Genomic DNA, 24,018 nt, shown 5'->3' with positions numbered 1-24,018 from the left:
TCTATTATTATTTTAATCTATATGTATTAGAAAAAGTCCCCTTATGTAGGACTTTTTCTAATACACGAATAGATGCTATATTATCAAGCATTGCTCCTGATTCCATTCTATGTAGCTTTAATTTCCTAAAAGCGAAATCTACAACAAGTTGAAGAGCCTCTATTGTATAGCCCTTAGCATTATGCTCCTTATCTAAAGTAAATCCCGTATAACAGCTTTGGAGGTCTCCCCTAACAATTTGAGTTAATGAAATGTCTCCGATCAGTTTATCATTTTCTCTTAAAAAGATTCCAAAAGGATTACTTGCCCTTCAGCTTTCTTTTTTCATACTTGTTCAAGACGTATTTTTTGATGTTATTTTGTATAAAAAACTTTTGCTATCAACCTGTTCGAAAAATTGATAAAGAATAAGAGATTGAAGGATGAAAACAGAAGACTACAAGGAAAACTGTATGAACAAATATAATGAAACAAGGCTCTTACTTTGTAGTGGTATCCACGAAGTAAAAGCCTTGTTTTTTCTACTCATTTTTTATATCAGTCTTGATTTTCCAATGGAAAGGCACAGAAAATCTACTACAGAAGTTGTGATACCTCTAGGATTAACAAATTCTTTAAATTTCTGTGTACTACGTACAAGCCCTCTACTTTTGGCATGTGCCTCTAATTCAGCTCGAACTTGTATTGTATCCGGAGCCATTCTTTCTAAAGCATGTTCAGAATATTTACGAACATTGATTTCAAGTTTTTAAAACTCATTTATTGTAACTGTAAAATGTGGCTTGAATTTTACTTCGATTTTTTTCTTTTCTTCTGTACCTAGAATGTATAGTGAATCATTACGAGTATATATTTCTTTCACTGATTCCATCTTGGTTTCTATGATACGTTTGTCTTCGTATAGCATTATTAATTCAACTGTTGCATCATAATAGAACATATTCATAACCAGTTCAAATCCAAGTTTATCAATTTTACTATATCGATACGCACCTGCACCTGGAATATAGTAATCTTCTGGTTCGCTTTCGAAAATTTCTAGTAACTCATACTTATCATGTTTAATATCCAATATTCCTCAACCTTTTTGTCATAGATTACTTACTATGCTATTCATTCTATTCTTTTTTCTTTGCGGGAACAACTGTGATAACGTCACCTTTATCATTTATAACTACGTAGCCTTCGTCTCTAACGTATTTCCAAGTACCAGGATTGTCTCCTGGTTTGCGAGTGCCCGTTTTTATAATATCTTCAACTACATTTGGAGTCATTCCTCGAGGATCAACTTTTTTTAATTCTTCCATGTATTTATCTGATCCGAATGTATACCCTTTTCTTTCAGCTCGCTCACGTGCTCGTTTTGTAAGCTCCGCTCGAACTTGAACTGTATCAGGTGCCATTCTTTCAAGTGCATGTTCAGAGTACTTACGTCCATCAATGACGCCGCCACCTCTTGGCATACTCCATCCAATCTCTTCAGTTACCTTTGATACTTTCCCTAAATCCTTCGCTTTTTGCTCTAACTCTCCATATTTACCAAATACTCGACCAATAACTTTAGGAGTGCCACCTACAACTGTAGAAACAGTTCCCCATACATAATCATTCGGCTCATATTTTCTGTCTGTGAAAAATTCTCTTCCATTTTATCTGGATCAACACGTACTTGCCTCAACTAATTTCCTTCACCTATATGTATAAAACTTCCAAATATAAGTATAGCAAATTGATAGAGTTGGTCCAGACATGATTCGTAAATGTGTACTTTTTAATATGTTAGCGGGCCCCATATTATTTAAATTAAGATGATTCAAGTCGGAGGAAGGCTCCTTAGGGTGTCTTTTCTTTATGAATAGAAAGCACGCCTATTTCCGTAGGTGTAGTAAATGATAACCCCTATTACCATTTATTTAAAATATTTCTAAGTTGATATTATATAATTTAGATATATTTAAATTGTATTTTTATTATATAAGTAGTGCAAAAGAAGTTAGACTTTGTTATCATGTTCTACGAATTAAAATTATTTCAAGGAGGATTTTTTGTGTTTGGTATATTAAAAAAACAATGTCGATTCAATAAAATGTCGGCAATATCGTTAGGGATTTTTGTGTTTTATATGATTTTAAAGCAACTTATCGCACTAGTTTATTTCATTAGTGATGAACAGTTTGGCGGGATGAGCATTTCGTTTGACGCAATTGATTTGTTAGTTGTTCTAATAATTTATTTTTATTATCGTAGATCTAAAGAGCCTTTTACAAATCAAAATAATTTTACGATGAGTTTGCCAAAAAGCTTACTTTTAGGTCTAGTACTAACTGTAGTATGTAAATCCCTACCGCTGTTACTAGCAGACTTTATAAGTTTTCATTCATCTAATCAAGTTGAATTAGAAAGCCAAGTAACGTTACCCATTTTAGTCTTCGCATTTTCTATTGCTCTAGTAGCACCCATTGGTGAAGAAATTGTCTATCGTGGTGTTATACAGCATGGAATTTTTAAAAATTCCTGGTTAGGTGTACTTGTTTCTTCAGCTATTTTTGCAGGTATGCATGTTAGTCTTCTTTCTTTAGAAACAATTCCATATTTCCTTTTGGGAATTGGTTTAGGTTGTACTTATAAGTTAACCGGGCGTTTATATGTGGGAATTATAATGCACATGATTAATAATTCGCTAGCAGTGATTGCTATTTATTATTTTTAACTAAAAGAATAAGAGAGAATATGCTACAGGTGAATATTAAGAAAATTAATTTGTTAATATCTTAACTCTATTTCAGACCGAACCGTCCGGTTTGAAATATTAATTCAAGTCAGAAGACACCTTTGGGTGTCTTTTTTTCTGCATTAAAAAGCCCACCTATTTTCCTAGGTAGGCCTTTTTTGATTTTGCATTAGCACGATGATATTATAACAAAACTCCTTAATCCTCAAACTCCCTGATTGTTCTTCTTTAATATACTTAAGATGATTCTATATATACTAGTCTAAAGTACGAGCAGCTGCATAGAATGATCCAGAACCACCATTTCTGTGAGTAACTTTAAGCTTATATTTACCTTTTGGAAGAGTATTGTACGTATTTGTAAAACCCTTTCCTGCTGCTAACGATCCAGAACCAATAACATTACCTTTTGAGTCTTTTAAAGACCAATCAAGTGTACCTTTAGTATTGTTTGTCATATGAACTCTCATATCTGCTTTTTTTACATGCTCGAACGATACTTCTCTTTCACCATTTATCAGACTGAAATCATCTTTAAGTATTTGGGTACGTTGGATAATTGGTGCTGAATTTTTAGTATTATCTACACCTTCTGTACTTGCTGATGTTGCTCCAATCCCTCCAGTTAATACGATACCAATTGTTAATGTTCCTACTACTAATTTCTTAAACATAATAAATCCCCCTTAAATATTTTTTATAACTTGCACCTTAAATGTATCACTTTTATATCTTTTGTAAATATTTTCAATTTGTAGAAATATTTATTTAATTATTAACAATATTGGGATTGCATTTTATCAAATGGAAAATAGAGGGATTTACAATGATATGTAATAATGCATAATAAATCAAGCGAATATCATGATATACTCTCAAAGAGCTGATACAAAATTTCTTTAGATTGGAAAACTAAAGTCTTATCTACCTAAAAGGAAGGTGCCTTATGGCGTCTTTTTTCTATTTTCAAAAGGACCTGCTCAATTAATTCTTAAAAACATAAGGTAAAGTGAACCCATTAAAATCCATGGAATGAACCCTAGTTTTACCCTCTAATCTAAAGGAGGCACTATTGTTATGGGATATGGTGGTAGTTGCGGCGAAGGCTGCGGTTTCGCTGGAGGATTCGCTTTATTAGTTGTATTGTTTATTTTATTAATCATTATCGGATGCAGTTGTTTCTGCTAAAAACTATTGGAAAAGGCACCCTTATATGGGCGCCTTTTTGTATATTAAAAACCTCCCTATTTCCGTAGGCAGGCTAAATGTGATTTTGCACAATTGAGTTATAGCAAAATCATTTATATTGAAAGTAATGAAAATTAACTTAGTAATCCTAATACCTTAATAATCTCAATTGTTTTATTATCTTTTATTTTAAAATAAAGCCTTTTCCCTATACGTTCACTAATTACAATATTTCCAAAGGCTAATTTACGCAAATGTTGTACAATCAAATCCTCTGTAATTCTTGTTTGCTTACTTAAATCAGAAACTGACAACGATCCATATGTAATCAATTTACAAACAATTGATAAGCGAGTAGAATTCCCTAATAACCCTAAAACTTTTATACTTTCGGTATAGAAACTAAAATCCATATGAAAAGCATGTAACAGATTTTCCAACCTCCTAAAATAAGATGAATATCAACCAAAATATCTTAACATAAAAACAGTAAAAAACACCCTAAAATATACCAAATATTCATTAAGAAAAATGATACTTGAATGGGAGTCCAATACATATTATTAAAATTAATGTGTATTGGACTTTCCATCCTCAATGAATGGAAAGTAGAGATGCTTCAATTATGTACCGATCTGGAGCGTCTCCTATATAGTCAAAAGGATAACAAGTTGTTAATGTTAATGTTGGCTCACTTTTTTCTACAATAACTGTTCGATCTTCTGAATCTGTTATCCAATGCTTGTTAATTTCATATGTATATGTTTTATTTTCATATTCCACGATAAGTTGGTCATTTTCCTTTAATTGACCAAGCTCGGTAAAAACAGTATCTCTATGTCCACTTAAAACTGTATGACCATTTCCAGATGGTGTAGTAGTTAAGTCACTAACAAACATACCTACACCCTTTTTTAGTACTTTATCATCAGCTCCCCAAAATATAGAGTATTTCTTTTGTATTTTAGGGATAATTAAATATGCTACTTTATCTCCTAACTGATGGTTTACCTTTGAAGCGGGAATTTGTACAGGTTCTTCTTGTAATGAAGTGTCAATCTTTGTCTCTGTTTGATTGATGTTTTGCGTTTCATTTTCTTTAGAAGGTGTGGAGGTCTCATATTGTTTAGCCTCGTTAGTTGTTAACGACTCTGCTGATTGTCTAGCATTATACCATTCTAGAAAATAATAGGAAAAGATAGTAAGTCCAATAACAGTTAAACATAAGCCTATCCATTGTTTTTTATTCACTTTTATCACTCCATTTGAAAACGACAGGATTTCTCCTGCCGTTTTAAGGAACTATTTTATGCGTTTGTCTTTTTACGACGGAACATTAATACAGAACCAGCTAATGCTAATCCTAAGCTTGCTAACATCATTGTAACACCGTTTGATGCTGTATTAGGTAATTTTTCACCTTGTTTTTTCGTTTCTTTTTTCACAACTGTATTAGTATTTTTCTTTGTTTCTTTTGCAGTTGTTTGAGGCTTAGTTTGTTCTTGTTTATTATTTGTTGTTTGGTTATTTTGTTTTGAATTCTCTTGCTTAGTGTTTTCTTGTTTAACAGGTTCTTGTTTAGTGTTTTCCTGTTTAGTATTTTCTTGTTTAGGTTGTTCTTGAGGTTTAGTAGTTTCTTTATTTTCTGTTGTAGTATTTGTGCTCTTTGGATATTTATAATCTTCACATGGAATGCCGTCTTTATCATTATCTAAACGGTGTGGATCATTTCCAACACCATATCCATTTTGATCCCAGAATGCTTGAGCATCTTGTTGACTTTTAAAATGACCACAGTTTTTTGTATCATTAGGACTCTTAGCTGCAAATGCAGAAGAACTGTACCCCACTGTTAATAGTGTTACCGCTGTTGCTGAAGCTAATAATTTTTTCATAAATTTCTTTATCCCCCTAAATGGTATGTATTTACATTGAAATATTTTACATTTAAAAACCTGAAAATACAATAATAATTTGTAGATAAATGTAAGATTTCTAGATAATAATACCAAACTATTAATTCATATATTGTCATATTATGTCGAAAGAAAATAAAAAAAGAGCCAAAGCTCTCTTTAATAACTAATACTAACCATAGTCACTATTCTCACAGTAATATGAATATGTTGTTTGTTGGATAAATAATGGCCTTGATGAGGCGTTAACTGAAGTGGCATTTAACATCCTCAAATAAGAAAGTCCTTGTATCTCCCTGGTGTTAATCTAATTGTTTGTGGAGTTGTGGATTTAAATGTTCTACTAGTCAATGTGACGAACGCAGCAAATACAAAGCTAAAGCTCAAACTAAAACGAATAAGAGTCTTAGTGTGGTTAGTTGTAAAATTTTCAAATAGAGTAATTGTAGAGTTAGGTGGAATTTCAAGACTTGTAAGGTTAGTTTCTGATCCGAAAATTGTACAGGTCTCTATAAAACTGTTGGTAGAGTTTGAAGAGTTACATGATTATCTTTATTGGAATCAAAATAAACTTACACATCCAAACTATTGATAATAGCTAATATTTGATGATCTGTCCATTTGCCATTAATCCTTATATTTTCTTTCGCTATACCTTCTTTTTTAAACCCCACTTTTTCTAATACACGAATAGATGCTATATTATCAAGCATCGCTCCTGCTTCAATTCTATGTAGCTTTAATTCCCTAAAAGCAAAATCTACAACAAGTTGAAGAGCCTCTGTTGTATAGCCCTTTGCATTATGCTCCTTATCTAAAGTAAATCCCGTATAACAGCTTTGGAGGTCTCCCCTAACAATTTGAGTTAATGAAATGTCTCCGATAAGCTTATCATTTTCTCTTAAAAAGATTCCAAAAGGGTATACTTGCCCTTCAGCTGTCTTTTTTAGAGCTTGTTCAAGACGTATTTTTTGATGTTCTTCTGTATAAAAAACTTCTGGGAGCAATGGACAAACTCGTTGAAAAAATTCGCGATTTCTAATATGTAAGTTAGCTAACTCGTTAGCATCATCAGTTTTATAAAGCCGAATATAAATGTGCTTCCCTACTAGTTTCATAACATCCCTCCAACATTTTTATATGTCTAATGAGGCAAAAGTATACCGTATACTTTATACAGTTGGCTATTGTCAGGAATCATTTTGCACGAAAGAAAAGACACTCTATATGAGTGTCTTTTCCAATAGTTTTTAGCAGAAGCAAGAAGCTCCAACGATGATTAATAAAATGAATAACACAACTAATAAAGCAAAGCCTCCAGAAAAGCCACAACCGCCACAACTACCACCATAACCCATAATAGTTCCTCCTTTAGATAAGAGGGGAAAACTAAGGTTCACTCATGTATTTTAATGGATTCGTTTCATCTTATGTTTTTCCGCATTGATTGAGCAGGTCCTTTCGAAAACTATTCACATATTAACTATATTTTTAAAAATAAATAATTTAACTATATCAATAGATAGATAAATTAATATAATGTATTAATCCTAAAAGAAGGGAGGAATAGCCATGCAATTAGTTTGTTTTAAAATAGTAAGTGGTCAATATTTCTTATTTGTAGAAGGTATTCAAATTCCTGTACCAATTCCAGCAGTTGCTGCAGCTTTATTAATTGGTTTAGGAGTAATTCCACTTTGTTCTTAATGTAAAGAATTCGGACCATTCCTATCTTTCCATTGGAAAAGCCTCAAGTATATGAATACTTGAGGCTTTCTTTATATCAAAGAAAAAACACCTTACAGCGCTTGAAGATCTCCTGATTTAATTAATGCGGCCGTTACATCATCACCGAAAGTATTGAGACAGAATACTTGCTCGTCTACCTTATCCATCACTGTAGCTTCACCTATCACGCCACCTTGAAGTTTAATAAAATAGTTATGTTCTTCTACAATTTTACTAAAATCTCTATTTGCCCATCTTTCAGTAATTGCTAATAGCTCTTCTTTGTTCTTGAAATTGTTTCCGTTTAGAATATTTCTTACTTTCTCTGCATTCTTTTTGGACATAGGGGTTGCTCCCTTTCCTTCACACGCTTTTACTTTTTGATGAGTCATGCTATGCATAGCTGAAATAACTTCTTCTTCAGTAGAAGTTACTGTAATGTGAAGTTGTGCATTTGAACCTTTCACTTCTGCTTCATTCGATAGTATGTCTTCTTTATTAACCTCTGCAAAAACATGGTCCTCACCCTTAAGCGGGACTTCAGCAAACTGTAATATTCCATAAGTCATACCAGTTGCAAGTACTACTCCCCCTATAATAGATGCTAGCCAATACTTTAGCTTCTTATCCATCTTCATTTCCCCCGTCTTCGTTTACATATCTTAACTAAAGAATACCATATTTAATTCCTTTTTATTGAAGAGTCTCTAATTTCTACTATTTAAAAATATTCTCATCGTTTAATGTAATACGATATAATCATTTTATAATACAAAAAAACCCATATTCTCATTCCCTATTTTTTTGGAGGTGATTGTCTTGAATAAAAACATCAATCTACTTCTTCAAATAATAATTGGAATTATAATTATGATTGCACCTATTCTCCTAACAGGATCTATATACGATGTCACTAAATCATTTGGTGAACTATTAGTGGCAGAACTTATTATAAGAACACTTTCTCTCATTATTGGACTTTTAGTTATTAGCACAGCTTTGCATCGTTATTCTCAATAATTATTCATGTTCAAAAAATACAAATATTTTACATACCAATTCTTATGTATTAAGACATCAAAAACAAGTGTTACGAAAGAAATATAAAAAGACATCTTTACCTCTTAAAGATGTCTTTTTTATTTAAATCTTAATTCTCGTTCTGTAAAACCCTCGCTGCCTTTACTCCCTCTTTCTCTTCTTTTAAAAACAACGATACGATAAAAGCAACAATGATAAAGACTAACCCTAGTGCAAATGCACCTTGGAATCCAGACGTTAAACCATTTAACTTCTCTACTGGGTCCATTGGATTTGCGGAGCTTTCCATATAGCTAGCTGTTCCTGAAGACATTTTCGAAATAAAGATAGCCGTACCAATTGCGCCAGCTACTTGTTGCAGTGTGCTAAACAGTGCTGTTCCGTGCGGATATAAATCTGGTGTTAACTGATTTAAACCGTATGTTTGTGCCGTCATGACAAACATGAGTCCAACCATTAATACGCTATGCATAACAATAATTTGTACCATTGATGTATCAGGAGTAATACCTTTAAATAAGAACATTGCTATCCCCACTAACACAATACCGGGGACGATAATAACTTTCGGACTAAATTTATCAAATAGTTTACCTGCGATTGGTCCCATTATGGCGCTAATAACACTTCCCGGAAGCATGATGATTCCTGATTTAAAAGCTGTAACGAGTAAAACTGTTTGCAGGAACATCGGTAATAAAGTCATCGTTGAAAATAACGACATCATCACAATGACGATTAATCCAACTGATAATGTAAACATCGGGACTTTAAATGCGCGTAATTCTAAAATTGGATTCTCAATTTTTAATTGTCGGACGACAAAAATACATAATGAGATAAATCCAACAAGTAAAGCGCCATACACTTTCGTATCAGACCATCCTAAATCACCTGATGCACTAAAGCTATACACAAGTCCGCCAAATCCGAGTGTCGATAAAAGGATTGATGGGTAATCTACTTTTGGTCTTGTTAACTCTGAAACATTTTGAATGTACTTCATCCCAATCATAATTGAAATGATCACGATTGGAATAACAATGTAGAATAACCAGCGCCAATTTAATGAATCCACAATTACTCCAGATAATGTAGGACCAATTGCCGGAGCTGCCATCATCACAAGTGCGATTAATCCCATTGTCGCACCACGTTTTTCAGGTGGACAAATGATTAAAATTGTATTCATTAATAACGGTGTAATTAATCCCGTCGCTACTGCTTGGACGATACGGCCGACTAATAAAACAGAAAATGTCGGTGCGAATCCCGCAATTAATGTACCAGCTAAAAACGTTACCATAGCGATCAAAAACATTTGTCTTGTTGTGAGCCATTGCTGAAGTAACGCTGTAATTGGGACTAAAACCCCAACCACCAACATGTAAGCTGTAGAAAGCCATTGAATCGTTGAAGCTGTTACATCAAATTCTTTCATTAATACCGTTAACGCATTACCAAGTAATGTTTCATTTAATAATGCAACCATTGCCCCTAACAGTAATGCAATTAAAATAGGGGTATGTTTCATATTAGAAGTATCAACTTTGCCACTTGCTGGGCTCTTAGTTGTCATATTCATTTGCAAATTCTCCTCCTGTTTCTTACTAAAAAACTTTAAATACACCAGAACACATGTAATATAATATACATATGTAGATTAAAAAGGGAGAATCAATTTTCAGCCACTGTATATTTAATCTACAAAAAAGGAGAATTGTAGATGAACGATAATGAAAAACAAATTGATTTACGTATTAGACGTACACATAAATTACTATGGGATTCCTTATTTGAATTAATGACACAATCAAAACAGAAATATAGTACGATCACAATTAACCAAATATGTGACCGCGCGATGGTACACCGAACAACCTTTTATAAACACTTTGAAGATAAAGATGCTTTATTAGCATTTGGATTTAAACGATACAGCAAGATGATTGCTGAAATACCCGTTTCAGATCGATTAAGTAAACCATTTCAAGTAATGGAACAATTTCTACACCATGAAGAAATCGGTAAAATATTAGAAACGCAAATGTCTGATGAACAATTTATTAACCGGACACAGTATTTAAGTCACGAAACGAGAAAACAAGAAATAGAAGCGTTACATCAACTGCGCAAAAATCATACGATGCCAAATAATCTAATCATTGAATTTTATTCAGGGGCAATCACCTCATTAAGCGCATGGTGGTTTAAAAATGAAAGAAAAGTTTCTGCTGCTGAAATGGATAGGTATCTCCACCAACTTATTAACAGGGATATTTTTCAGTTTGAAGAGGAATAAGACTACACCTGTTCAATCATGCAATAAAGTGAAACTTTAATCAGTGGGGGGTTTTGTTCATCCCCCGCTGATTATCAGCCCTCACCAATCGGACTTTAACGGACAGCCCGACCCCCACCTAACTTCTTTGCTTCCACTGAATTTTGAGATGGGGGTCTTACTGCCCGTTAAAGCGGGATCAAATTGACCACAAAATAGGAATATGATATATTTTCCGTAGAATACTATATAAGTATGACATCAAATAAAATGGCATATAATAAAAAGAAGAGATGCGCTAACATCTCTTCCTTAACTGCTACCGTATAGGGTGGTGGTTATTACACGTTACTATTTTTTACGAAACCCACCCTTTTGCTTCCTACGGCGCAGAGTGGGTTTTTTGTTGTCCTTATCCAGAAGTTGCTTCCGCAAAAAATACGCTGAAACTTCACGTACAGTCGCTTTTACAAATTCTTTTACAAGGTCAAACAAAAACTCCATATTATCACCCCCTTTCCTTCCAAATGGAAAGAAGGGATAACCACCCACCCTCACAATATGCAGTTACATATATTTCATCAAATAATTGTAAAGATATTATGTAAACAAATGAAATTTCACATAGAAAAAAAGCCCTTCTAAACCGGGCTTTTCTATCACCATTATTTAGCGCTCTTCTTCAAATCCGAACTTTCTATAACTGAAAGCATATTCACCTTTTATTAAGACGGACCATAACCAATAAGATGAGCAATTATAACTGCTATTAAACCGATCGAGTATTCAATTAGAATTAAAGGAAGAATCCACCTTGCCCACCTTGTCCATGAAATTCCTGCAATTGCTAATCCAGCCATTAGCGTACCACCTGTTGGAAAAATAATATTTCCAATACCATCCGCGAATGAAAAGGATAATACAGCTGTTTGGCGTGTAATGTCCAATAAATCTGCAAGTGGCGCCATGATAGGCATTGTCAACATTGCATGACCACTACCTGATGCTAAAATAAAATGAATCGCTACTTGGAAGTTGTACATTCCAACAACACTTAAAAAAGGAGAAATATGTTCCATTCCTTCCGACACTTGATACAGTAGTGGGTCTATAATATGCCCTTGATTCAAGACAACTAAAATAGCGCGTGATACACCAATAATTAAAGCTCCCCCGATTAAAGATGCCGATCCTTGTGTAAAAGATTCTACTGTATCATCAAGAGATATCTTGCCAAGAATTGCAATGATTATAGTTAAAATAATAAATAAGGCTGCAATTTCTTTTATATACCACTCGTACTTAATAACACCAAATACAAGAATAATATAATTGATTAAAAAGGCCGTTAATATCCATTTATGTCTTTTTGTTAACTCTACTTTCGCTGTTAGTAGGCTGTCTTGCTTGTTTGTATCGAATTTTCCGTAAATTCCGCTTGCAGGATCCCTCTTTACTTTCATCGCATGACGATAAACGAATGTAACAGCAATTACATATATGACTACGAATAAAACGAGGCGGAACCCCATCCCCGAATACATAGGAAGACCCGCTATCCCTTGAGCCAGCCCAACTGTAAACGGATTCATAATTGCCGTTGTAAATCCGACGGACGCTCCTACTAGTACCATCGCAGTTCCTGTTATCGTATCAAATCCAACCGCAAGAGCTAGCGGAATAAATAGAGGCACATACACTAAAGCTTCCTCAGCCATCCCCATTAATGACCCGCCAAGTGCAAAGAACAGCATGATAATAGGAATCATTAACTTTTCACGGTTAGCGAGTTTTTTTGCCATCGTTGAAACAAGAGCCTCAACCGTACCAGATGCCTTTAATACACCAAAAAAACCTCCAATAATAAGAATAAAAAAGATAATATTAGCAGCTTCTACCATCCCTGTAGGAATAGATTTTACCGTATCAAAAAATCCAAGTGGCGTTGATTCAATCCATTTAAATGAATCTGGATCTACTGTTGTATACCCATTTTTTTCAATCTGTTCATATTTTCCGGCCGGCAATATATGTGTAATAACAGCCGCAATAATTAACAAGACAAGTAACATTGCAAATACGTTTATTTTCCATTCTTTTCTTTCCTTTTTTTCTTCTGGCTCGAATGAAACTGCCTTCTCTGATACTTGACTCATATACCAATCCCCTTTGCAATAAAATGAAACGTTGATCAATGGGGGTTTTGTTCATCCCCCCACTGATTATTACTTTTCCGGGCAGCTAGCAGTCTGGTTTCCCCACTACCATGACGTACCAAGCTATCCACCAATTCTTTTATTTATAACACGCTAGGATTTAACTACCTTTTTACTAATTTCATTTACAAATTGGTTAAATAAACGTTGCTGCAAGACATCCCTTTCCGACATCATTTCTGGATGCCATTGAACCGCTGCTACATAACGATGAGCCTTCGATTCAATAGCCTCTATTACACCATCAAAGGACCATGCACTCGCCTCAAAATCTTTCCCTAATGTTTTCACTGCTTGATGGTGAAAAGAATTAACCATTAAAGATTTTTGGCCAATAGCCTCATAAATTTTCCCCTCTTCCAGAAGATCTACGGAATGAGAGCCCTGCCATTTACGGAACTGTTCTCGAACATGGAAATATTCTGGCCCCATCTCGTGCTCTAAGTCTTGATAAAGAGTTCCACCAGCTGCAACATTTAACACTTGTAATCCTCGGCAAATTCCTAAAATAGGAATATCTTTTTCTAAAGCCTGCTTTGCCAGATTTAATTCAAAATTATCTCGTTCTTCCTCTACAGTACCTATATATGCTTTTGGAATATCACCGTAATAAACAGGATTGATGTCCGCGCCACCAGCCAATAACAATCCATCTAATTGATTAAGTGTGGACTCAATTTGATCAACTTCCTCAATTGGAAGTAGAACAACCGTTGCACCTGCTCGTTGAATTGAACGAATGTAGTCATAAGAAAAGATAGCCATATCTTGACCTGGTAGCCCTCGTAAGCCCTCCTTCCCTATTTCACTATGATCAATATAATACCCAGTAACACCAATTAGTGGTTTCATTTTCTCTCACCTCATAATTTAAATGGTTTCGTTGTCTTTCTCTGTTGAAATTGTATACTCTTAACCTCCCTTTTCTAGCAAGTGGTAAAGAATTAAATATGTAAATTACGACTCTACTCATTTCCCTATTTCTTTACACACCATTGATATAAGCAAATATCGTGCCAACATTAAAATTCAAACAATTATTTACACATATTTAAATATTTTGTCACTTTATCGGTGTTTACTATGTTGAAATGTATTATAATTGGTTATTAAATGGTTACATAATAACCATTTAATAACCAACTTTAGACCAATTCCATTCAACTAAAGAGGTGCTCTATGAACAAATTTGAAACTAACCACATTGTATTGATCACTGTTTTAAAAGAAACACGAAAAGCCCTACATCAACAACTAACGGAGATGGTAGGTGATCTCATAGATATCGAAAGTTTTTCTATAGAAGAAAGTATTCCAAAAGTATTTCATTCTACATTAATTGTATTACCGAATACATTTACGATAGAAACGGTGAAAGACTTTATTGGGGAAAACTGCGAAGTAATCATAGCAAAACGAACATTAAATTATGAAAACGTGGATCAGCTTTTATTTTTACCAGAAGGCACACAAGCTCTATATGTGAATGATAATCATGAAACAGTATACGAATCCATTGAAACGATGCGTCAATTAGGGCTGAACCACATTGAATATGTCCCATACTATCCTGGAAAAACGAATATACAAATGATCAAGCTCGCAATCACACCTGGCGAACTTGAAATTATCCCTGACTTTGTAGAAAAAGTAATTAATATTGGTCATAGATTAATAGATATTACTACAATCATGTCCATTCTAGATCGATTTCATTTAATGGAGGAATCAGGTAACCACGTTTCTGAAAGATACTATCGAAAAATAGTAGATTTAACAAAGAATTTAGCGAAAGCTCATCGACAACTTCATCAAGTTATTGATGGTGTTGGTGATGGCATACTAGCTATTGATTATGAAGGAAGAATTGTTGTCTTTAATGAATTCTTAGAAAGCATGCTGAAAATAAAAAGTAAAAACGCTATTGGTCATCCGATTGATGCCATTATTGATAATATTGATTTAGTAAACTTCATCCTTTCAAATAAGCAACAAGAAAGCGGAATATTTGTTGTAAACGGCTTGGATGTAATAGTGGAACGTCTACATATAAATGATCAATCAATTATTGTTACTTTTAGAAATGCCCTTAAGACTATCGGGTTTGAACGGAAATTGAGAAAAGAATTTATCAAAAAAGGTTATGTAGCAAAATACAACTTCCATAATATCGTTGGCATTAGCTCTACGATCCAAGACACGAAACAAATTGCCAAAAGGTTAGCTAAGACGGATTTAACTGTATTAATTGAAGGTGAAAGTGGTACCGGAAAAGAGTTGTTTGCAAGTGCTATTCACAATGCTTCCCAGCGAAATAGCGGCCCTTTTCTTGCTGTTAACTTCAGTGCTTTATCGGATGATTTAGTCGAGAGTGAATTATTTGGTTATGAAGACGGAGCGTTTACCGGAGCAAAAAAGGGCGGGAAAATGGGACTATTTGAACAAGCAAATGGTGGCACTATTTTTTTAGATGAGATTGGAGATATTAGTCTGAAACTTCAAGCACGACTCCTTCGAGTATTGCAGGAAAAAGAAATCATGCGTGTTGGCGGAAGCCAAATTATCCCGATAGACGTCCGAATTATTGCAGCAACCAATAAAGATCTACTGAAAATGATTCAAGAAAATATGTTTAGAGAAGATTTATACCATCGGCTTAAAGTACTCTTTATACACCTTCCCGAATTAAGGGCGCGCCGAAATGACATTGAATTATTGGCTAAACATTTTGTTGCGCTATCGGACCCTAAAGTCAAAATTGAACAAGAACTAATTGAAGAACTGCAAGGATATCCATGGTACGGAAATGTAAGAGAACTTAAAAATACGATAGATTATATGCTTGCTGTCCGTACCGGAAACCAAATAACAAAAAATGATTTACCTAATCAACATTACTTTCAAAAGCCTCCACCTAGCAAAACAGATAGCGACCAAGCCGAAAGTATAACACCCTTTTCTTCAAGTTCAAACGCTCTTGATCAAGAATCACTTTTCATCCTTACCCTTATCATGAATTATGAAGAAAAAGGAAAAGCAATCGGAAGAAGGATTATTTCTGAAAAGAGCCAAGAAGTCGAAATAAATTTATCTGAAGCACAAGTGAGACACCGATTGAACTTCCTGAAGATGAAAGGTTATGTGGAAATAAAAAGAGGGAGAGCTGGAATTCATTTAACAAGAAAAGGATTGGAGATTGTACGTAGTCTTTAGTCAAGGTTCGGATTTTCAGATACGTAGAGGCTGTTTTATAAACGGATGAAACCGGATTATAAAACAGCCTCTTTATTAATGAGCATTTTTCCCGATACTTCTTATATTCTATGTAGCTTACATAGTTAATCACTGTTGTGATGGTTCGTTGAATAAATTATCCCTTAACATTTTTCAATTGTAGTATTTGACCTTTTTCTACGTCCCTTGAAGAAAAGATGTTCAAAATCACTTACTGCACATAGTCATACAGATTTTTCGCTAACAATAAACAAGTTACTGTAATGAAAAGAGCACGAACATACCCGCTTCCTTTTTTTATAGCGAATTTGGATCCAACAATCCCTCCAGCAATTTGAGCAATCCCCATTATAAAACCATACACATAGTTTACTTGCCCTACATACATAAACATCAACAATGCACCAACATTACTTCCTAAATTAAGAAGCTTCGCATTACCTGCTGCTTTTAAAAAATCATACCCAATAAATAAAAGAGCGAACATTAAAAACGAACCTGTGCCAGGCCCTAGAAATCCATCATAAAAACCAATAGCAAAAATAAAAAAGGTAAAAATAATGACGTGTCGACCAGATAATTTCTTATGAGTAGAAATACTACCCCAATCCTTTTTGAATATCGTATAAATAGCGACTGCACCAAGCATTACCAACATCAATGGCTTCAGTACTTCTGGGTTCATTAAATGAACAGTCCATGCCCCTATTATGGAACCTATGAAAGTGAGCGGAACTAATTTAAACGCCGATTTCAAATCAAGATTACCAGAACGATAAAACACAATATTACTAGTTGCACTTCCCATTGTCGATGCTAGTTTATTCGTAGCTACTGCACTTGCTGGATTCAGTCCTGTAAATAATAAAGCTGGTAAAGCAATGAGTCCACCACCACCTACAACTGAATCAATAAATGCAGCTACAAATCCAAAAACAATCAAAATCATTAATACGGATGGGTCTAAATAAAAATCCATACTATTAACCTCCCCTTTAGTCACTATTCGAATAGTAACTAATAATTTGCTAAATGTAAATAGTTATTGTAACGTTGAAATATAAAAGCAAACATCGGAGGACGAAAAAAGTGGACTACATAGTGCAACAGCTTAAAAAAATTGGTTTCAATGAATATGAAGCTAAATCTTATGTATCTCTTGTTAAACAGGGGCCTGTCACAGCCTATCAAGTGAGTAAAGATTCGGGTGTCCCAAGAGCGCGAATTTATGAGATTTTAGGTAACCTTGTAGAAAAAGGAATTGTCATGAAAGAAGAAATAAATGACACCACCCGCTATTCACCTCTACCTGTTGAAATCTTTTTACAGAAGGCGCAATCAGAATGGCAGTCTACTTATGAAGGAATTAGTGATTCATTAAAGAAACTAGAAACTTCTGAGGAAAAAACGGATAATCGAGTAATTACTTTAAAAGACAATAAAACAATCATTAGCTATTGTCAGGCATTAATAAAAAAAGCAGAACGACGTATTGTCATTTCAATGTGGGATGAGATGTATGAAGCGTTAAAAGAAGATCTATCTGAAGTAGCTGATAAAGTTACAATACAAGGTATTACCCTGCATGTTGAAAATCCCATTAAAAATCTAGAAGCCCACCGCATAACACCTTATACAGAGACCTTGTCTACAGAACATTGGTTTATTGTATCGATAGATTCTAAAGAGATGATTTATGGACCATCACTTGAAGAGCGTAATATTGCTTTTTATACAGATGACCCCGTTCATATATACTTATTAGAGGATTACGTATGGCATGATGTTTTAGTAAATCGACTTGTCCGACGTAGCCAAGATGATTTGCAGCAATGGATTACTGCAGAGAGAAAGTCTTTCTTTATGGGGAAATGAGGAACATATTCAAGAGCAAACCAAAAGATTTGCGTATTAAACCTAACAACTTCTCCGTACAAAAATAGCCGACTATTATATAGTAAATATTCGGCTATTTTTGTATAAATTTATACAGACGCTGCCATTACCCCAGCGATTAATGAGATAAACGCTTCTCCCACTCTTTCACCTTTTCAATTGTTACATCTAATTTTTTAGCTATTTCTTCTACACTCATTCCTTTAAAGAGCATTCCAGCTGCCGAAAGTGCTTTATCAATTTCTTCTTGCTTCTCTTGCTCATATAAACGACCTACTTTTGTCATCCGTAACCACTCCTTTACTTTTTTATATGTCTTCTTCTATTTTATCATCCAATCTCCACAAACCGCCCAAACTCCTTCAAAAACCTCAGCTTAAAACTCCCCACAGGCCCGTTTCGATGCTTCGCCACATGAATCTCCGTCATCTCCTTCTGCTTCGTTTCCTTATCGTAATAATCCTCACGATACATAAGCATAATGACATCCGCATCTTGCTCAATTTGTCCCGTCTCTCTTAAATCAGATAATAGCGGACGCTTATCTTGCCGTGACTCTACAGAACGAGATAACTGTGATAACGCTACTACACAAACATTTAACTCACGTGCTAATACCTTAAGCTTACGAGAAATCTCACTAATCTCTTGAAATCTATTGCCCTTATGCTTCGGATCGCCCGTAATGAGCTGCAAATAATCTACAATGACTAAAAGCTTTTTATCACCGTGCTTCCGCTTTAACTTACGAGTTTGCATCCAAATATCTTGCACCGTAACACCTGCATTGTCGTAAATCTCAAATGGTAGTTCACCAATCTCCGCAAATGCCTTACTCACCTTCTCCCAGTCCTCTATCGCAAAACGATGCTTCGGATTTTTCAATCTGCCTCCTGACACTTCACCTACGCAAGACGCCATCCTTTTCAACAATTGCTTACTACTCATCTCTAACGAAAATAATCCAACCGCCGCTCCAGACTTCGCCGCATGCAGTCCAACATTTAGTGCAAACGCAGTCTTCCCCATAGAAGGGCGCGCACCAAGAACGACAAAATCACCTTCCTGCAATCCGCACGTCATTTTATTTAACGATGTATAACCAGTCTCAATACCAGTAATCTCTTTCGCATCTTGATGAAGCTCTTCATATAAATCAACTAACGCATCCTTCAAATCAAACTCACATACACAGTCCTTTTCCTCTAACTCACAAAGTGCCGTAATCGTCTCACCAATAATTTTCTCACTCTTCTCCGCAATAAGACGCTCCCCCATCTTGTGCCCGAGAACACCAGCCTGATACATTTTCCACGCACCTCGAACAAGCCCCTCATAATAAGAGAAGTTGGCAGTTGTAGGCACACCATCCATTAACCCTATAAAATACTCCATTCCCCCGATCCCCTCTAAAAACTTCGGATCTACCCGAGAAATGAATGTCACAAGATCAATCGGTTGCCCCTCGCCTTCCATCTTTCGCATTAACTGAAATATAGACTTATGTACTGGCATAGAAAAATACTGCTCCGTCAAACGGCACTCCTTAATAAGCTCTCCATCAATTAGTAGAGAACCTAACACCGTCTTCTCCGCCTCCACATTTTGAATACTCATGGCCGCCACCCGCGCTCCGCTAAAAAGCGCTGCAACTCTTCCTCTGACGGCGCATTCTTCTCCCACTCCTCACACCTCGCCAAAAACTCCTCCGTCTCCCCCGTACTAACAGACGACTCCTTCTTCCGAAAGCTCGCCGTATCCGCCTCAACCTCACACACTTTCGTAAAACCTTTCCCATGCCAACCTCTCAAAATGCCCTTCACATAAGCAATCGTTCGCTTATTATTCTCAAACGCAATTTGAAGAGCCTTCAGCACAAGCTCCTCTGACAAATCTTCCATCCACGCACTCAGTTCCTCTACAGTATGAGGAGACAAACTACCGAAATGCTGCTCATAAAAGGAAAACACACGACTTCCTGTTTCTTCCTCTATAACCTCTTCTTCCTCTGTCTCCTCGCAAACTGGCTCAACATCATCCACAGCTAAATCACTCGGCATACCGAAATGCGCTAAAAGCATAGGAACATTCAGCTCTTCCTCAGCGCACTTCTGAAGAAACATATGTACAAACTCCTTATTCTTCACACCCTTAAGCTCACGAAGCACGCACTTCTCCACATTCGTATTCGTCACCGGATTATAACGAAGCCAATTCAAAACGAATAACTCCCGAGTATCCGCATCATACAGAATCTTCCCATAAACAATGAAGCGCTGCACAAGCTTATCAACAGTCTCCCTGTTATAACCCGTCTCCATCTCAGCTAACCGCTTCGGAAAAGGAAAAATCCCACACTGCGTCGTCTTCGAACAAGTCAACAAGTACACATAAAAATACCGCTCCTCCGGCGTCAAATCCAAAACAAAATCATCCTGCCAAAAATTCACCTGCACAGTACGATACACCGCCATCAAAGTTCCTCCCGTCTCCGTTCAAAAGTAAAAGCCCCTTCATAATATATATGGGAGGATGGCAGGGTTTTTGGCGTATTATTTCAAATTTTTTTTCGACTCCTACTACGGTGTTTGTTGGTGTTTTTGTTTTGTTATGTTTTTTCTTAGTGATTTATTACTTGGTAGGGGCTTGTAAGGGGCTTAGGAGGGGCTAGTTATCGGTTTACTTCGATTAGAAAGACCCATCTCCACATTCTACTTAAACCAATTAAATGAATCCACAAATCTAATAAAAAACATATTAAATTCCAATAAAAAAGACCATATCAAAAGCATACTCCGATGTCATTTTGATACAGCCCCATCTATATTCGCTTAATAATTTTAGAAACATAAAGATATTAAAAATTTAATATACCTACAAAACATTACCGTCCTTTATATAATCATAGATCTTATTATCAATTGATTTCTCCATAATCATATTCATCGTAACAACAGGTAGTTCTTTTCCATTTTTATCTTTCATTTCAGTTTGTTCTACACTTGCTTTATCAGGTGTCGCTTTTCCTAAATAGTAAAAGTCGCTTCCCTCGTCATCATCTTTTTTCACAAAAATATGGACGTCAATATTATTTTCTTTAGCATCAATAATTGTTTGAACTTCCTTTGATTTTAATGTTCTATTACTTCTTGTATACCATTTAAGAACATCTTGATTAAGGAATTCATCACCGTAGTTCACACTGGATTCTACCTCATCATTTTTATGGTATGTGATAAATATTGGACAAGTATAGTACTTTGTCTTATAACCATACATAGTTGAGCTCTCGTCATTATGCCAATTTAAAAGTTTACACACATCTTTTCTTGAGTATTTTTTATATACAGTAAGGTTACTATCACACTCATAGTTTTTGCTCTTTTTCCTTGCACTTTTAATAATGTCCATAACCATACGCTTAAAGTATTGATTTTGTTCTAAGCTTTTTCGGATAGAATCATTAAACATATACATCTTATCGTCCTGTAAAGAGAGAATTGGCTTTTCTCCATATTTCTTTTGACTGTTTTGTGAGAAAAACTCTAATTCAAAAATTCGTTGTACTGAAGTAATCGTTTCATCATCTGTTAAGCAATTAGATTCTTCAAGTTGTTTTATATACTCATCCTTATCAACTTTTTCTTGCTTTAATAATAAGTCTAACAAAACGATTTCGTTTTTACGTTTTCCATTCAATACTTCCAATGAAAACATCGTTAAAACTTTATTTTCGTACTCTGTTAATGCAGGGACATCTTCTTTCATTTTCAATAAGAACTGATAATAGTTCGAATATCCTTCTGCAAGTACAACTGGATCAATAGAATGGTTTACTATAAAGTCATATAGATATGGAGTTCTTCCTATTCTATTTTTCAACTCAGCAAAAGCTTCCTTCAATACTTTCATTGCTGTTAAATTACTATTGTTAATCGCTTTAAAGATCTGCTTTTTCGCTATCTCTTCAAAGTTAACTGTTGAAATACCTTTAATATAACTCGTGTCATTTGTATATCTACGTATATTATCTTTATTTTGTGATCTATCTCCTGAAAGGGCAATCGGAATTAAATAGTTATTTTTATAGTTTCCAATAAAATCAATAATCGTAACAAAATCTTTCGAATCGTGTTTTCGAAGTCCACGCCCTAACTGCTGTATAAAGATAATGCTTGATTGAGTTTGTCTCAACATAACAACTTGGTTCACACTCGGAATATCAATACCTTCATTAAAAATATCTACTGTTAAAATATAATCCAGTATGCCATTTTCTAATTGATTCACCCGCAGTTCTCTTTCCTCTTGGGAATGATCGCCGGTTAATGCAAATGTGCGAAAACCTCTATTATTTAAGGCATGTGATAATTGTTCTGCCTCATCTTTTCGGCTGCAAAACATTAGTCCTGTTACTTTCTCACCAGAAAAACCATAATATTTTACTTTTTCAACTATATGATCTACTCGTTCTTCCGTAACAAGTTTAGATAAAACAGTAGTGTCATCTATCTTTTCACCATTATATTCAAAATCAGTTACTCCAAAATAATGGAAAGGACAAAGCATATCTTCTTCAAGTGCTTCTTGCAATCGAATTTCATAAGCAATGTTGTAATCAAATAGCTCATAAATATTAAAATTATCTGTACGTTCAGGTGTAGCGGTCATTCCCATTAAAAATTTCGGTTTAAAATAATCAATAACTCTATGATAAGAACCAGCACCTGCTTTATGAACTTCATCTATTAAAATATAATCAAATAACCCAGGATCAAATTGCTGTAAATTTTCTTCTTTTGAAATGGTTTGGATCGTCGCAAATAAATATTTAGCATTTATTTGTTTATTTGACCCTGATAAAATTCCAAAGTCCTCATCTATCCCACCAAGAACTTTTTGAAAATCGGATTTCGCTTTATTTAATATTTGCTCTCGGTGAACAATAAATAACATCCGTTTAGGTGCAAAATTTCTGACATCAAATGCTGAAAGATATGTCTTCCCCGTTCCTGTTGCAGAGATAACTAAGCCTTTTTCTTTTCCGGCGTCTCGAATAGCTTGTATTTCTTGTAACGCAGCTTGTTGCATTTTATTTGGGGTAATTTTCAAAGCTTCTTCAATTGAATTGTGATATTGACCAGGTAATTCTATAACTCGATCTAGTAACTTATTTTCTGCAGCTTGCTCATATATTGTTTCGTAATTTGCAATCAACTCTTCGGTTAATACTTGAGAATGCTCCCAAACTTCTTCAAATTGGTTTTTAAAATGCTGTACAATCTCTCCATCTTCATGCGATGTTAACTTAACGTTCCATTCATAGTTTACCTTCAAAGCATGTGCAGTTAGATTTGAACTACCGACAATTAATGAACAATGTGTTTTATTATCAAATATGTATCCCTTTGAATGAAAACCAGATAAATTTGTTAATCTTACTTCTACATTTTCAAGTTTCATTAACTCTCTAAACACTTTTGGTGTATTAAAGTTTAAGAATGTAGATGTTAATATACGTCCTTTAACCCCTTTTTGTTTAAGATCAAGGAAATGTGATTTTAAAGTCGCTAGCCCGCTTTCTGTAATAAAAGCTACTGAGAAAATAAAAGATGTACTATTTTCTAGCTCCTCCAATAATGAGCTTAAAACATTTTCATTTTTTTTCGTATTGTTTACTAATAATTTCGGCTTATATATTCCAGGATGATTATGTTTTTGATCAATAAACCCTTTATATAAAGACCCCTCTAATTTTTGAATAAAATTCTCCATATGATCACCATT

Annotated in this window: 26 protein-coding genes and 2 pseudogenes; 9 read left to right on the top strand and 19 right to left on the bottom strand. The window is 34.7% G+C overall.

Annotated features, from left to right (window positions below; genetic code table 11):
• Positions 1 to 7 precede the first annotated feature (7 nt).
• Positions 8 to 384, bottom strand: a pseudogene (locus tag HMPREF1014_RS30315) (GNAT family N-acetyltransferase); the annotation flags it as partial.
• A gap of 38 nt (positions 385 to 422) precedes the next feature.
• Between HMPREF1014_RS30315 and HMPREF1014_RS16850 the strand changes: the two are divergent.
• Positions 423 to 752, top strand: coding sequence for a hypothetical protein (locus tag HMPREF1014_RS16850; RefSeq protein WP_000845490.1), 330 nt, complete (start codon positions 423 to 425; stop codon positions 750 to 752).
• Here the strand turns inward: HMPREF1014_RS16850 and HMPREF1014_RS16845 are convergent.
• A complete protein-coding gene (locus HMPREF1014_RS16845) occupies positions 749 to 1,072 on the bottom strand; it encodes a hypothetical protein (RefSeq protein ID WP_000351757.1) in 324 nt (107 codons plus the stop codon). The genes HMPREF1014_RS16850 and HMPREF1014_RS16845 overlap by 4 nt on opposite strands.
• Before the next feature lie 46 nt (positions 1,073 to 1,118).
• A pseudogene (locus HMPREF1014_RS32480) lies at positions 1,119 to 1,649 on the bottom strand (hypothetical protein); the annotation flags it as partial.
• Positions 1,650 to 2,047: 398 nt separating this feature from the next.
• On the opposite strand from HMPREF1014_RS32480, the gene HMPREF1014_RS16835 reads away from it, so the two are divergent.
• Positions 2,048 to 2,710 carry a CPBP family intramembrane glutamic endopeptidase gene (locus HMPREF1014_RS16835; RefSeq protein WP_000467044.1) on the top strand — a complete coding sequence of 221 codons (663 nt, stop codon included), beginning with the start codon at positions 2,048 to 2,050 and terminating at the stop codon, positions 2,708 to 2,710.
• A gap of 278 nt (positions 2,711 to 2,988) precedes the next feature.
• Here the strand turns inward: HMPREF1014_RS16835 and HMPREF1014_RS32610 are convergent, their stop codons facing one another.
• Entirely contained in the window at positions 2,989 to 3,405 is a 417-nt protein-coding gene (locus tag HMPREF1014_RS32610) for a hypothetical protein (protein WP_000473852.1), read from the bottom strand.
• A 403-nt stretch (positions 3,406 to 3,808) separates the two neighbouring features.
• On the opposite strand from HMPREF1014_RS32610, the gene HMPREF1014_RS30305 reads away from it, so the two are divergent.
• Positions 3,809 to 3,919 carry a YjcZ family sporulation protein gene (locus HMPREF1014_RS30305; protein ID WP_000540371.1) on the top strand — a complete coding sequence of 37 codons (111 nt, stop codon included), beginning with the start codon at positions 3,809 to 3,811 and terminating at the stop codon, positions 3,917 to 3,919.
• 134 nt (positions 3,920 to 4,053) lie between these two features.
• Here HMPREF1014_RS30305 and HMPREF1014_RS16825 read toward each other — a convergent pair whose 3' ends face one another.
• The 3 genes from HMPREF1014_RS16825 to HMPREF1014_RS16815 form a co-directional block, all read right to left on the bottom strand.
• Positions 4,054 to 4,332: an ArsR/SmtB family transcription factor gene (locus tag HMPREF1014_RS16825; RefSeq protein ID WP_000347623.1), complete on the bottom strand. Its 279-nt coding sequence runs from the start codon at positions 4,330 to 4,332 to the stop codon at positions 4,054 to 4,056.
• Positions 4,333 to 4,513: 181 nt separating this feature from the next.
• Positions 4,514 to 5,170: a class D sortase, LPxTATN-specific gene (srtD, locus tag HMPREF1014_RS16820; RefSeq protein WP_001036093.1), complete on the bottom strand. Its 657-nt coding sequence runs from the start codon at positions 5,168 to 5,170 to the stop codon at positions 4,514 to 4,516.
• A gap of 56 nt (positions 5,171 to 5,226) precedes the next feature.
• Positions 5,227 to 5,814, bottom strand: coding sequence for an excalibur calcium-binding domain-containing protein (locus HMPREF1014_RS16815; protein WP_000734536.1), 588 nt, complete (start codon positions 5,812 to 5,814; stop codon positions 5,227 to 5,229).
• 373 nt (positions 5,815 to 6,187) lie between these two features.
• Between HMPREF1014_RS16815 and HMPREF1014_RS31890 the strand changes: the two genes are divergently transcribed.
• A complete protein-coding gene (locus tag HMPREF1014_RS31890) occupies positions 6,188 to 6,427 on the top strand; it encodes a hypothetical protein (protein WP_164876736.1) in 240 nt (79 codons plus the stop codon).
• On the opposite strand, the gene HMPREF1014_RS16805 is transcribed toward HMPREF1014_RS31890, so the two are convergent.
• Positions 6,408 to 6,953, bottom strand: coding sequence for a GNAT family N-acetyltransferase (locus tag HMPREF1014_RS16805; RefSeq protein WP_000779770.1), 546 nt, complete (start codon positions 6,951 to 6,953; stop codon positions 6,408 to 6,410). The two genes, HMPREF1014_RS31890 and HMPREF1014_RS16805, sit on opposite strands and share 20 nt — an antisense overlap.
• A 132-nt stretch (positions 6,954 to 7,085) precedes the next feature.
• Positions 7,086 to 7,193, bottom strand: coding sequence for a YjcZ family sporulation protein (locus HMPREF1014_RS30300; RefSeq protein WP_000540375.1), 108 nt, complete (start codon positions 7,191 to 7,193; stop codon positions 7,086 to 7,088).
• 214 nt (positions 7,194 to 7,407) lie between these two features.
• Here HMPREF1014_RS30300 and HMPREF1014_RS32215 point away from each other — a divergent pair, with 214 nt between their 5' ends.
• On the top strand, positions 7,408 to 7,542 hold the full coding sequence (locus tag HMPREF1014_RS32215; protein ID WP_001177693.1) for a hypothetical protein: 135 nt from the start codon (positions 7,408 to 7,410) through the stop codon (positions 7,540 to 7,542).
• Between the two features lie 92 nt (positions 7,543 to 7,634).
• Here the strand turns inward: HMPREF1014_RS32215 and HMPREF1014_RS16800 are convergent, their stop codons facing one another.
• Complete coding sequence (locus HMPREF1014_RS16800) at positions 7,635 to 8,195, bottom strand: PRK06770 family protein (protein ID WP_000358638.1); 561 nt, start codon at positions 8,193 to 8,195, stop codon at positions 7,635 to 7,637.
• A gap of 187 nt (positions 8,196 to 8,382) precedes the next feature.
• Here HMPREF1014_RS16800 and HMPREF1014_RS16795 point away from each other — a divergent pair, with 187 nt between their 5' ends.
• Complete coding sequence (locus HMPREF1014_RS16795; RefSeq protein WP_001038825.1) at positions 8,383 to 8,583, top strand: hypothetical protein; 201 nt, start codon at positions 8,383 to 8,385, stop codon at positions 8,581 to 8,583.
• Between the two features lie 130 nt (positions 8,584 to 8,713).
• Here the strand turns inward: HMPREF1014_RS16795 and HMPREF1014_RS16790 are convergent, their stop codons facing one another.
• Complete coding sequence (locus HMPREF1014_RS16790) at positions 8,714 to 10,189, bottom strand: MDR family MFS transporter (RefSeq protein WP_001057530.1); 1,476 nt, start codon at positions 10,187 to 10,189, stop codon at positions 8,714 to 8,716.
• 141 nt (positions 10,190 to 10,330) lie between these two features.
• Here HMPREF1014_RS16790 and HMPREF1014_RS16785 point away from each other — a divergent pair, with 141 nt between their 5' ends.
• On the top strand, positions 10,331 to 10,906 hold the full coding sequence (locus HMPREF1014_RS16785) for a TetR/AcrR family transcriptional regulator (protein ID WP_000999277.1): 576 nt from the start codon (positions 10,331 to 10,333) through the stop codon (positions 10,904 to 10,906).
• Between the two features lie 330 nt (positions 10,907 to 11,236).
• On the opposite strand, the gene HMPREF1014_RS31645 is transcribed toward HMPREF1014_RS16785, so the two are convergent.
• The 3 genes from HMPREF1014_RS31645 to HMPREF1014_RS16770 form a co-directional block, all read right to left on the bottom strand.
• Positions 11,237 to 11,389: a hypothetical protein gene (locus HMPREF1014_RS31645; RefSeq protein WP_000394752.1), complete on the bottom strand. Its 153-nt coding sequence runs from the start codon at positions 11,387 to 11,389 to the stop codon at positions 11,237 to 11,239.
• Between the two features lie 221 nt (positions 11,390 to 11,610).
• Positions 11,611 to 13,041, bottom strand: a complete 1,431-nt coding sequence (locus HMPREF1014_RS16775; RefSeq protein ID WP_000084614.1) for a YfcC family protein — start codon at positions 13,039 to 13,041, stop codon at positions 11,611 to 11,613.
• Between the two features lie 153 nt (positions 13,042 to 13,194).
• Complete coding sequence (locus HMPREF1014_RS16770) at positions 13,195 to 13,953, bottom strand: gamma-glutamyl-gamma-aminobutyrate hydrolase family protein (RefSeq protein ID WP_000803236.1); 759 nt, start codon at positions 13,951 to 13,953, stop codon at positions 13,195 to 13,197.
• A 327-nt stretch (positions 13,954 to 14,280) separates the two neighbouring features.
• Between HMPREF1014_RS16770 and HMPREF1014_RS16765 the strand changes: the two genes are divergently transcribed.
• Positions 14,281 to 16,314, top strand: a complete 2,034-nt coding sequence (locus tag HMPREF1014_RS16765; protein ID WP_001031768.1) for a sigma 54-interacting transcriptional regulator — start codon at positions 14,281 to 14,283, stop codon at positions 16,312 to 16,314.
• A 232-nt stretch (positions 16,315 to 16,546) separates the two neighbouring features.
• On the opposite strand, the gene HMPREF1014_RS16760 is transcribed toward HMPREF1014_RS16765, so the two are convergent.
• The gene (locus HMPREF1014_RS16760; protein WP_000348459.1) at positions 16,547 to 17,314 is read right to left on the bottom strand and encodes a TSUP family transporter; all 768 of its coding nucleotides are present in this window, start codon (positions 17,312 to 17,314) and stop codon (positions 16,547 to 16,549) included.
• A 110-nt stretch (positions 17,315 to 17,424) separates the two neighbouring features.
• On the opposite strand from HMPREF1014_RS16760, the gene HMPREF1014_RS16755 reads away from it, so the two are divergent.
• Positions 17,425 to 18,210: a TrmB family transcriptional regulator gene (locus tag HMPREF1014_RS16755; protein ID WP_000384585.1), complete on the top strand. Its 786-nt coding sequence runs from the start codon at positions 17,425 to 17,427 to the stop codon at positions 18,208 to 18,210.
• A gap of 139 nt (positions 18,211 to 18,349) precedes the next feature.
• Here HMPREF1014_RS16755 and HMPREF1014_RS31640 read toward each other — a convergent pair whose 3' ends face one another.
• The 4 genes from HMPREF1014_RS31640 to HMPREF1014_RS16735 all read right to left on the bottom strand — a co-directional run bounded on the left by HMPREF1014_RS31640 (position 18,350) and on the right by HMPREF1014_RS16735 (position 24,006).
• Positions 18,350 to 18,517 carry a hypothetical protein gene (locus tag HMPREF1014_RS31640; RefSeq protein ID WP_000169783.1) on the bottom strand — a complete coding sequence of 56 codons (168 nt, stop codon included), beginning with the start codon at positions 18,515 to 18,517 and terminating at the stop codon, positions 18,350 to 18,352.
• Positions 18,518 to 18,561: 44 nt separating this feature from the next.
• Entirely contained in the window at positions 18,562 to 19,848 is a 1,287-nt protein-coding gene (gene dnaB, locus HMPREF1014_RS16745; RefSeq protein WP_000027304.1) for a replicative DNA helicase, read from the bottom strand.
• Entirely contained in the window at positions 19,845 to 20,705 is an 861-nt protein-coding gene (locus tag HMPREF1014_RS16740; RefSeq protein ID WP_000312196.1) for a DnaD domain-containing protein, read from the bottom strand. Before HMPREF1014_RS16740 ends, dnaB begins: the two co-directional genes overlap by 4 nt.
• Positions 20,706 to 21,105: 400 nt before the next feature.
• On the bottom strand, positions 21,106 to 24,006 hold the full coding sequence (locus HMPREF1014_RS16735) for a DEAD/DEAH box helicase (RefSeq protein ID WP_000427030.1): 2,901 nt from the start codon (positions 24,004 to 24,006) through the stop codon (positions 21,106 to 21,108).
• Positions 24,007 to 24,018 lie beyond the last annotated feature (12 nt).

It is taken from the genome of Bacillus sp. 7_6_55CFAA_CT2 (assembly GCF_000238655.1).
Taxonomy (GTDB): Bacteria; Bacillota; Bacilli; order Bacillales; family Bacillaceae_G; genus Bacillus_A; species Bacillus_A cereus.
This window is presented reverse-complemented; position numbering and strand designations above follow the sequence as displayed.